The sequence below is a fragment of the Pedobacter sp. B4-66 genome (genome assembly GCF_018492665.1).
Classification (GTDB): domain Bacteria; phylum Bacteroidota; class Bacteroidia; order Sphingobacteriales; family Sphingobacteriaceae; genus Pedobacter.
On sequence record NZ_JAFVME010000008.1, the window covers coordinates 118,340 to 128,072 of the forward strand.

Sequence of the window (9,733 nt, forward strand, 5' to 3'; positions counted from 1 at the left end):
ATATATTCTAACGCCTTATGCTGATATCAGATCCCATTTTAACATTCTTTAACATACTTTAACACTCCTAAAAAACCTAGCTTTCAATGTTTTACTTATTTTTACTATTAAGTTAATTACCCTCAAACCATGAACCTATACCAAAAAACCAACAATCTTGTAGGATTTCTGCTTTTTCTTTTCGCAGGTGTTGTCTACTGGCTCACTATGGAACCGACCGTAAGTTTTTGGGACTGCGGAGAATTCATTACCGCAGCCGATAAATTACAGGTAGGCCACCAACCAGGAGCTCCACTATTTCTTATGATTGGCAAGTTATTCTCATTACTCGCCGCTGGCAATACTGCAAAAGTCGCCTACTGGATTAACTTTAGCTCGGTAGTTGCCAGTGCAGCCACCGTAATGTTTCTGTACTGGACTATCACCTTAATAGCCAGTAAACTTTATAAACAAGAAAAAACCAAAGCAGATATGCTTACCATCATTGCAACGGGTGTTGTAGGCGCATTGGCATTTACTTTCTCTGATACCTTTTGGTTCTCGGCTGTAGAAGCTGAAGTTTACTCGCTTTCCATGTTATTTACCGCTCTTGTATTTTGGGCAATTTTAAAATGGGAACAGAATACCGACGACCGCTGGTTAGTGCTGATAGCTTTCGTAATCGGCTTATCTATAGGCGTTCACCTATTAAGCTTATTAGCAATTCCGGCAGTAGTGCTTGTTTATTACTTCAAAAAAACGGAAAAACCGACCACATTTGGCATCATCAAGGCAATTGGGGTTGCCGGTGTTATATGGGTAGTGGTTCAGTTTGTGATTATCCAATATTTTGTCCTTTTTGCTGCTAAGTTCGACTTACTATTTGTAAACACACTAGGTTTTGGGTTTGGCTATGGCGCAATGACATTTTTGTTCCTTTTAGCTGGCAGTATTACTTACGCCATCTATTACTCCATTAAACATAAAAAGTACAATCTTAATCTGGCAATGATATGTCTTACGTTTGTGCTATTTGGCTTTAGCTCTTACTTTTTAATTCTAATAAGGGCAGATGCGAAACCAAGTTTAAACCTTTCCAACCCGGATAATACTTTTGCATTATATGGCTATTTAGGTCGTACAAATTATGAGAAAACACCCCTTTTATACGGACAAACTTTTGATGCCAAGCAAATTGACGGAAAGGATACCTTTACCAAATACAGAAAAGGAAAGGACAAATATGAGGTTTCTGGAAAAGGTGTTGACATTGAATACGACAAAAACTTATTCTTCCCAAGAACATACAGCGACAAACCAGATCATATCAACTTTTACAAGCAATGGCTAAACCTTGCTGACGGAGAAACTCCTTCTTTTGCCCAAAATTTAAAGTTCTTTACTTCATATCAGATGGGCTTTATGTACTGGCGCTATTTTTTCTGGAATTTTGTTGGTCGACAAAATGATAACCAGGGCCAAGGAGGTTACAGCGAAGGAAACTGGATATCAGGCATTAAACCACTGGATGCGGCAAGATTGGGAAGTCAGACTAACCTGCCACCGACTATTGTAGCAAATGAAGGGTTTAACAGATTTTACGGTTTACCTTTAATATTAGGTATTGCAGGGCTATTATTTTTATATCGCCGAAACAGAAACGACGCTTTAATTATTACAACCTTGTTCTTGTTTACCGGACTGGCTATTATTGTTTATTTAAATCAGGATCCCAGACAGGTTAGAGAAAGAGATTACGCTTATGTAGGTTCCTTTTATGCCTTCGCCATCTTTATTGGCTTTGGGGTATTTGCTATTAGAGAATGGTTGTCTCGCTTTAATGCGCCTAAACTAAGCCTTATTGTAGCCTCTCTAATCGGTTTATTGGCAGCTCCCGCAATTATGGGCTTTCAAGGCTGGGGTGATCATGATCGCTCTGGAAAAACGACAGCACTAGACTGGGCCAAAAATTACCTGAACTCTTGTGCACCAAACGCTATCCTATTTGTTACTGCCGACAACGACACGTTCCCATTGTGGTATGCTCAGGAGGTTGAAGGCATCCGTACAGACATTCGAGTGGTAAACATTCAATACCTTTCTGATGATGCTTATATTAATCAGATGAAGTTAAAACTGCATAAATCTGCTCCATTGCCTATTACAATGCCTACAGAGAAATATGTAAATGGGGTTAGAGATTACATGTATTATAATGATTACGGCTTTAAAGACAGTGTTGAATTAAAGGATCTTATAGCAGTTTTAACTTCCGATGAAAAGGCTGATCAATTACAATTAACGGATGGGACCTATATGAATTTCATCCCTACCAAAAACTTTAAGCTAACTGTAAATACTGATCAGCTTATAAAAACCGGCACCATTTCAGCTAAGGATAAAGACAAAGTTACCCCACAAATGGAGTGGAACTACAATAAGAATATCATGTTTAAATCTGATCTGGCCTTATTGGATATCCTTGCTAATAACAATTGGGAAAGGCCAATATATTTTGAGTCTAATGTATCTGAGGATACTTATGTTGGGCTAGGTAAATACTTATATCTTGAGGGCTATGCACTTCGTTTGCTTCCTTTTAAAACGGATCCTAAAGATACCCGCGATAAAATGGAGAAAACCAATAGCGATGCCATGTATGATAACATGATGAACCGATTTGATTTAAAAGGTTTCAAAACTGCTAAATATATGGATCCTGAAAGCAGAAGGGTTGCTCAGGGTACATGGAGTATATCAAACTCGCTCACTACTAACCTCTTTATGGAAGGCAAAACGACTCAGGCACATAAACTTTTAACAAAGAGCATCAAAGATATTCCTTTGAAAAACTATTCAATTGATGATACGATAAACAGGTATCAAACCATACAGAATATGTATGCTTTAAGTGAAACTAAAGCTGCCAATGCATTGACAGCTGAAACGCTTGAATTTTTGGACAAAGAACTGACGTACATAGCTTCTTTAGAACCTGAACGCTATAATTCTTATGGCAGAGATATTCAGTTAGGGATGTATGTTTTAAATAATCTTCACAAAATTTCGGCTGGTTATAAGCAAACTGAATTGAGTGATAAAATCGCCAAAAAGTTTGAAGAGCTGCAAGCGAAGTTTGGTTAATATGACAAAAGGGGCTTAAAGCCCCTTTTGTTGTTTATCAATTTATCAAACTACCCTTATTTATTAGGTTGAGGTGTAGTTCTTAAATAAGGTTTAATCACTTTATGTCCTTTAGGGAATCTTGCAGGAATGTCTTCAGTTTTAATACTGTTCATTACCACAACATCTTGTCCATCTTCCCAATCAGCAGGCGTTGCAACACTATAATTAGCGGTAAGTTGCAATGAATCGATAACCCTTAGTACTTCGTTAAAGTTACGTCCTGTTGATGCAGGATAAGTCAACATCAATTTAACTTTTTTATCAGGTGAGATTACGAATAATGAACGTACAGTTAAGGTTTCAGAGGCATTCGGGTGAATCATATCATATAAATCCGCAATTTTCTTATCCTCATCAGCTATAATAGGAAACTCTACATTTGTATTTTGAGTTTCATTGATATCTTTAATCCAGCCTTTATGAGACTCAGCAGAATCAACGCTAAGCGCCAAAACTTTAACATTTCTTTTCTCGAATTCACCTTTTAAAGATGCAGTGCGACCAAGTTCTGTGGTACATACCGGGGTATAATCTGCAGGGTGAGAAAATAAAACTCCCCAGCTATCTCCTAGGAATTCATAAAAATCGATATCTCCAATAGATGTTTCTGCTTTAAAATTGGGAGCTGCGTCCCCTATTCTTAAACTCATAATTATATATTTTAGTAGTAAATATTAATGTCTACAAGTTAAATATACTATTTAAAATAATTCTCCTGTTTTTGTAATAAAATTAATATCTGCGATCTTACTTCCTAAGTGTTTGTTGAATTGTTTAATCGTGTAATCGGCCAAAATTGGAGTATCTTTTTCATCGTGTTGATGCAGAAAGAAATATACTTTTTCTAGCCCTTTATTTAGCCATTCTTTAATTCTTACCACCCAATCGTCGATCCTTGCAAAATCTGAATCCTGATGTGCTGATCCATTTCCAACAAAGCGAATAAATATTTCGGGGATAGTTAATTCCATATGTAAACAGTCTCTTCTACCACTTGCATCAGTTATTACAGCTCCTTTATTTAGTTTAGCAAACATATCAAACACTTGATTTCTGTTGGTCTCATCTAAAAACCAACCTTCGTGCCTTAACTCTACAAAAACAGCTAGATCTGTAGGCAGATATTTTAGATATTCTTCTAGAATGGGAAGACTTTTAGGTGTAAAGTTATCTCCTAATTGCAAAAAGCACGGACCTAGAAACTGACCGAACTCAGAAATACTTGCGAGAAAAAGATCTGTAGGCACTTCTGCGTCTTTTAGTCTTTTGATATGACTGATTGTTCTGGAGAATTTAGGACAGAAAATAAAACTGTTACTGGAATTGTCCTCAGCTTTTGCTTTCCATTTCTTAATTAGTTCCGCATTTGGAATGCTGTAAAAAACCGCATTTAGTTCAATAGAATTAAAGTGTTTTACATATTGATCCAGAAAGTCGGCCTCTTTAGTTTTTGGCGGATAGATCATATTCAACCATTCTTTTCTACCCCATTTGGCACAACCAACGTAAAACTGAGGGCTTTTAGCCGGTTTACCTTTCGCCAGTGTTTTCGAAGTTTGTATGCCATCTTGTGGCAATGTAAAATCTACATCTTTTATCTGGCTGTCTGCTACCTTTCCGAAATCCATATTTAAAGCTTTATACAAAACAAAGCCTTGAAGATAGAGAATGTTTACTCCTAAATCTATAATTTTAAATCAAATCTTAACAAATAACATCTATGAAATATTTTTATACCATAGGCCTGCTTATACTATCTAATAGTTTCATGACACTTGCCTGGTATGGTCATTTAAAGTTCTTTCCAAAAAACTCCGCCTATTCCTCGTCATTGTGGACAATCATTTTATTGAGCTGGGCAATTGCCTTTTTTGAATACTGCTTTCAGGTACCAGCAAATCGTATTGGCTCTTCTGAATTGGGAGGGCCCTTTTCACTTATGCAATTGAAAGTGCTACAAGAGGTAATTACACTAATTGTTTTTGTTATTTTCTCAAGCTTGGTGTTTAAAAATGTGAGTTTAAATTATAATCACCTTATAGGGTTTAGCTTACTGATTGGAGCTGTTTACTTTATTTTCAGGGCATAATTTGTTTGCAATCGTCGTCCTCAATGTAATAGAATTAAAACTTGATGTTCCGCTTTGGAACATCAAGTTGGAGTAGAAAGTAAAATATCTATAACAATAAAGGGTCTGTATCACAATGATACAGACCCTTTATTGTGTGTGCTAACTATCTCTTACCTATTAATTATAGCCTTTCACCATGAAAACATATTCTTGAACTTTAGAAAGTTGTTTTGATTGCTCTAATTTATATAATTGGCTTTTTCTAACTGAAGATATCTTTCCAACAACAGAATCCTGAGGGATTGAGCTTAATGCTTCCTGAAGGAACTTAGCTTTTACTGCAAATGTTGCTCCATCTGTATAACTTTCTTTAGCATTGATTATACCTATAATATTCCCATTGTTATCTAATAATGGACCACCACTATTACCCGGATTCACGTCAAGAGAAACCTGGTAAGCTAAAGTGTCACCATTAAAACCACTTTGTGAACTTAAATATCCTTTTCCAAATACGATATCATCTTTAGGATAACCAAGGGTATAAACAGACTCTCCCATTCCAACTCTTCCTTTTTTCAATGAATAAGGTAAAGAGGCCAGTGAGAAGTTTTTATCTATAATTTTAAGAATGGCAATATCATTTGTAGGATCTTTATAGGTAATATCTACCTTATACATATCACCTTTGCTGTTCTGCACATAAATACTATCAGATTTTTCAATTACATGGTAACTTGTTAATATATAACCATTAGACGAAATGGCAAAACCGGTTCCACCAAATTTAACAGGTTTCACTGCAGCCTTTGTAGTCTGACTTGATTTTACTTCTCTTATTAAGTTACTAGTAGAACTTTTAAGCTTACTAAGCTCTGCGCTCATCTGTTTGTAGCTTCCTGTCTGCTCTGTAGTTTGTTGTATAGAGTAAATAGTAACTACTGTTAATAATATAAAAGAGGCAGCCACGGCAATCGCAGATTTGTTTTTGCGCCACAGATTAACAATGAACGAAGGGTGAGGCCCAAGCTTTTTGCTCAATGCATCAACATCGATCTGATCATGTGCATGATCCATCTTGTTTTTCAAATCAAGATTTGAAGCATAATCTTTCAATGAATCCAGAAAAACCTTATGGGCAACAACTTTATGATCAACAGTTGGATCATTTAAGCGTAATTGCTCAAAAGCGGTAGCTTCTGCTTCAGAAAGTTTACCATTTAGGTAATCTTCAATTATACCCTCTAACTCTATTTCGTTCCTCATATCACGATTGAAAAAATAATTTCTTTAACCTTTGCAAGCATTTATATTTTTGTGTTTTTGCGTTATCGGTATTTGTATACCCAAACTTTTCACAAATTTCCTGCATGGAAAGGTTGTTAATATAAAAGTCCTGAATAATGGTTTTGCAGGGTTCACCTAGGTGAAGGAGTGCTTCTTGCATTTTATCAAATTGCTTATCCTTCTCTTCGTGCTGTTCAACATCCTCATCTATCGCTATCACATCCTCAAATTCAGAGATGTTATTTGTTTTCTTGCTTTGCTGGGCAAGTTTCTTTAACCAAATACGTCTGCAAACTGAGTATATATATGTTTTTAGTTTGCTACTTAACTCGAAATCTCCGCTCTTAATTTTATTATATAAAACAATTATGCCTTCCTGATACACATCTTTCGCATCATCTTCATCACCGTTATTATTTAAAATAAACTGCAAAACCATCGGAAAATACCCCGTATACAATTTATTTAGCGCTTCTTCTGAGTTATTTAAGACCCCTAAAACTACCTCTCTATCTGTTGGAACTGAACTGCTTAACTTATTACTCACCAATTAATACATTTAAACGTGAATGGTAACCCAATGATAACAAAAAAAATTACTTTTTTTATTTCTTCCTTTAATACGGCAATGCTGTAAAGAGTAACCCAGTAACTGACCATTAAAATATTTTTTATTTTTTTTTAATTAGGTGGGTTACCTTTTAGACTTTACTGTATTAATCTGTAAAATTAATTAATTATTTAAAATAGAATTAGAATGAAAAACGCATTTAAATTTGGCTTTTTAGCTTTAGCAATCTCTTTATCAGTAGCAGCTTGTAACTCTGAGAAAAAAGCAGATACTACTGACACTTCAGTAGTTGATTCTTCAGCTGTTGCAACTGTTGATACTACTGTTGTTGATACTGCTGCTAAAGATACTGCTGCAGCTGCTCCAGCTGACACAACTAAACACTAGTCAAAAAGCAACTTATAAAAAAGGTCTTGGAGTTTCCAAGGCCTTTTTTCTTGTCCAAACTTTTGCTTTTCAGCAACCTTACTTCATTAAAAGGCTAATAAATGCTACATTTGCGCTTGTAAAATAAGTCAAATTCATGAATTTATCTCCTCTTCAAGCTATTTCTCCAGTTGATGGTCGTTATAGAAACACTACACAAAGCCTTTCTAAATATTTTTCAGAGTCAGCTTTAATAAAATACAGAGTATTTGTAGAAATCGAATACTTTATAGCACTTTGTGAAACTGGCCTGCCTGGTTTAAAAGAATTCGATAAATCTATTTATAGTAAATTACGCTTAATTCATGAGCAGTTCGACGATACTCATGCTCAGGAAATTAAAGACACTGAAAAAATTACCAATCACGATGTTAAAGCAGTTGAATATTTCATTAAAAAGCAATTTGATCAATTAGGTCTTGAAGCTTATAAAGAATTTATCCATTTCGGATTAACATCTCAGGATATTAACAACACAGCAATACCATATACTATTAAGCTTGCATTAAATGAGGTTTACTATCCTCAAATTGCAGAATTAATAGCTAAAATAAAAAGCTTAGCTACAGAATGGAAAGATGTGCCCTTACTTGCTCATACGCATGGCCAACCTGCCTCTCCTACTAAACTAGGTAAAGAGTTTATGGTATTTGCAGAACGTTTAGAGATTCAATTAAACAGTTTAAAGAACATTCCTAACAGTGCGAAATTTGGCGGTGCAACAGGAAACTTTAATGCACACCACATCGCTTACCCTAATGTGAACTGGGTAGATTTCTCTAACAACTTTGTAAACGAAATATTAGGTCTTACTCGTCCTCAATACACCACTCAAATTGAACATTACGATCAGTTTGCAGCACAATGTGATGCGTTAAAAAGAATTAACAATATCATTATTGATCTTGACAGAGACATTTGGGCCTATATTTCTAAAAATTACTTTAAACAAAAAATAAAAGAAGGTGAAGTTGGTTCTTCTGCAATGCCTCATAAAGTAAACCCTATTGATTTTGAAAATGCAGAGGGTAATGCTGGTATTGCAAATGCTTTATTTGAATTCTTTGCTGCTAAATTGCCAATTTCGCGCTTACAAAGAGATCTTACAGATTCGACTGTACTTAGAAATGTAGGTGTTCCTTTGGCTCACACTAGCATTGCTATGGCATCTACGTTAAGAGGCTTAAATAAATTATTACTTAATAATGATGCGATCGAAGCAGATCTTGAAAACAACTGGGCTGTTGTAGCAGAGGCTATACAGACCGTACTTAGAAGAGAGGCGTATCCAAACCCATATGAGGCACTTAAGGACCTTACACGTACCAATCAGAGGATTACAGCTACAACTATGGCCGACTTCATAGATGGATTATCTGTAAGTGATCAGATTAAACAGGAGCTAAAGAAAATTACTCCTTTTAACTACACGGGCGTATTTTAGATATAATGACCTAAAACAGACATCGATACCTGAAATTGCATCGACGAATTATTTATTTTTGTAGAAAAAAAGAAGACAATGACTATCAACGTATATACTGAACAAACTCCTAACCCTGCTACAATGAAATTCATGGTCAATAAGTTATTGATCAATGGCAGTGAAGATTTCGCGACTAAAGAAAGTGCTGAGCACTCTCCATTTGCAAAGGAACTGTTTAAATTCAACTTTGTTAATGGTGTGTTTTTTGCAAGTAACTTTGTTACAATTACAAAAACTGAAGGTGTTGAATGGCCAGATATCGAACCGATTCTTAAAGAATTTGTTAAAGGAGCGGTTGAGTCTGAATATAAAATAAAAGAAGAAACATCTGATGAGACGCCTACTTTTGAAGGAACGGATCTTGAGATTAAAATACAACAAATTTTGCATGACTATGTTCGCCCTGCGGTTGAACAGGATGGTGGTGCAATCAGCTACAAATCATTTGATGATGGTATTGTAACTGTTGAACTTAGAGGTTCATGCAGTGGATGTCCATCGTCAACAATCACTTTGAAATCTGGAATTCAGAACTTATTGCAACGCATGGTTCCTGAAGTAAAAGAAGTAGTATCCGAAGCTTTGTAAGCTAGTTTAGAGATATAAAAAGGGCCCTGTATCAATTGATACAGGGCCCTTTTTATTGTATATAACTGATTTAACTATTAAAAGTTCGTTTAATAGCCTCTAGTATTTCTCCGTCAATCAATGCATTTGTAGCCAGTAT

The 9,733-nt window shown here is 35.5% G+C and carries 9 protein-coding genes; 5 read left to right on the top strand and 4 right to left on the bottom strand.

The window, feature by feature from the left end:
- The first annotated feature begins 129 nt into the window (after positions 1-129).
- Complete coding sequence (locus tag J1905_RS14945; RefSeq protein WP_214228103.1) at positions 130-3,123, top strand: glycosyltransferase family 117 protein; 2,994 nt, start codon at positions 130-132, stop codon at positions 3,121-3,123.
- A gap of 56 nt (positions 3,124-3,179) precedes the next feature.
- On the opposite strand, the gene J1905_RS14950 is transcribed toward J1905_RS14945, so the two are convergent.
- Both J1905_RS14950 and J1905_RS14955 read right to left on the bottom strand, forming a co-directional pair.
- Complete coding sequence (locus J1905_RS14950) at positions 3,180-3,815, bottom strand: peroxiredoxin (RefSeq protein WP_173090574.1); 636 nt, start codon at positions 3,813-3,815, stop codon at positions 3,180-3,182.
- A gap of 51 nt (positions 3,816-3,866) precedes the next feature.
- Entirely contained in the window at positions 3,867-4,793 is a 927-nt protein-coding gene (locus tag J1905_RS14955) for a DUF72 domain-containing protein (protein ID WP_214228104.1), read from the bottom strand.
- Between the two features lie 92 nt (positions 4,794-4,885).
- Here J1905_RS14955 and J1905_RS14960 point away from each other — a divergent pair, with 92 nt between their 5' ends.
- Entirely contained in the window at positions 4,886-5,254 is a 369-nt protein-coding gene (locus J1905_RS14960) for a DMT family protein (protein WP_173090572.1), read from the top strand.
- Positions 5,255-5,413: 159 nt separating this feature from the next.
- Here J1905_RS14960 and J1905_RS14965 read toward each other — a convergent pair whose 3' ends face one another.
- Together J1905_RS14965 and J1905_RS14970 are read right to left on the bottom strand one after the other, a co-directional pair.
- Positions 5,414-6,502, bottom strand: a complete 1,089-nt coding sequence (locus J1905_RS14965) for a S1 family peptidase (protein WP_214228105.1) — start codon at positions 6,500-6,502, stop codon at positions 5,414-5,416.
- Position 6,503: 1 nt separating this feature from the next.
- The gene (locus J1905_RS14970; protein WP_214228107.1) at positions 6,504-7,070 is read right to left on the bottom strand and encodes an RNA polymerase sigma factor; all 567 of its coding nucleotides are present in this window, start codon (positions 7,068-7,070) and stop codon (positions 6,504-6,506) included.
- Between the two features lie 210 nt (positions 7,071-7,280).
- Here J1905_RS14970 and J1905_RS14975 point away from each other — a divergent pair, with 210 nt between their 5' ends.
- The 3 genes from J1905_RS14975 (at position 7,281) to J1905_RS14985 (ending at position 9,594) form a co-directional block, all read left to right on the top strand.
- Entirely contained in the window at positions 7,281-7,481 is a 201-nt protein-coding gene (locus J1905_RS14975) for a hypothetical protein (protein ID WP_108205931.1), read from the top strand.
- 136 nt (positions 7,482-7,617) lie between these two features.
- Positions 7,618-8,964 (top strand): adenylosuccinate lyase, encoded by a 1,347-nt coding sequence (purB, locus tag J1905_RS14980; RefSeq protein ID WP_214228108.1) that lies wholly within the window; start codon positions 7,618-7,620, stop codon positions 8,962-8,964.
- Between the two features lie 78 nt (positions 8,965-9,042).
- Positions 9,043-9,594 (top strand): NifU family protein, encoded by a 552-nt coding sequence (locus J1905_RS14985; protein ID WP_214228110.1) that lies wholly within the window; start codon positions 9,043-9,045, stop codon positions 9,592-9,594.
- Positions 9,595-9,733 lie beyond the last annotated feature (139 nt).

What these genes read in the sequence shown, in the direction of transcription:
- J1905_RS14975 (WP_108205931.1), top strand. Translation starts at nt 7,281, where the DNA reads ATGAAAAACGCATTTAAATTTGGCTTTTTAGCTTTAGCAATCTCTTTA.
- J1905_RS14960 (WP_173090572.1), top strand. Translation starts at nt 4,886, where the DNA reads ATGAAATATTTTTATACCATAGGCCTGCTTATACTATCTAATAGTTTC.
- J1905_RS14985 (WP_214228110.1), top strand. Translation starts at nt 9,043, where the DNA reads ATGACTATCAACGTATATACTGAACAAACTCCTAACCCTGCTACAATG.
- purB (WP_214228108.1), top strand. Translation starts at nt 7,618, where the DNA reads ATGAATTTATCTCCTCTTCAAGCTATTTCTCCAGTTGATGGTCGTTAT.
- J1905_RS14965 (WP_214228105.1), bottom strand. Translation starts at nt 6,502, where the DNA reads ATGAGGAACGAAATAGAGTTAGAGGGTATAATTGAAGATTACCTAAAT.
- J1905_RS14950 (WP_173090574.1), bottom strand. Translation starts at nt 3,815, where the DNA reads ATGAGTTTAAGAATAGGGGACGCAGCTCCCAATTTTAAAGCAGAAACA.
- J1905_RS14945 (WP_214228103.1), top strand. Translation starts at nt 130, where the DNA reads ATGAACCTATACCAAAAAACCAACAATCTTGTAGGATTTCTGCTTTTT.
- J1905_RS14955 (WP_214228104.1), bottom strand. Translation starts at nt 4,793, where the DNA reads ATGGATTTCGGAAAGGTAGCAGACAGCCAGATAAAAGATGTAGATTTT.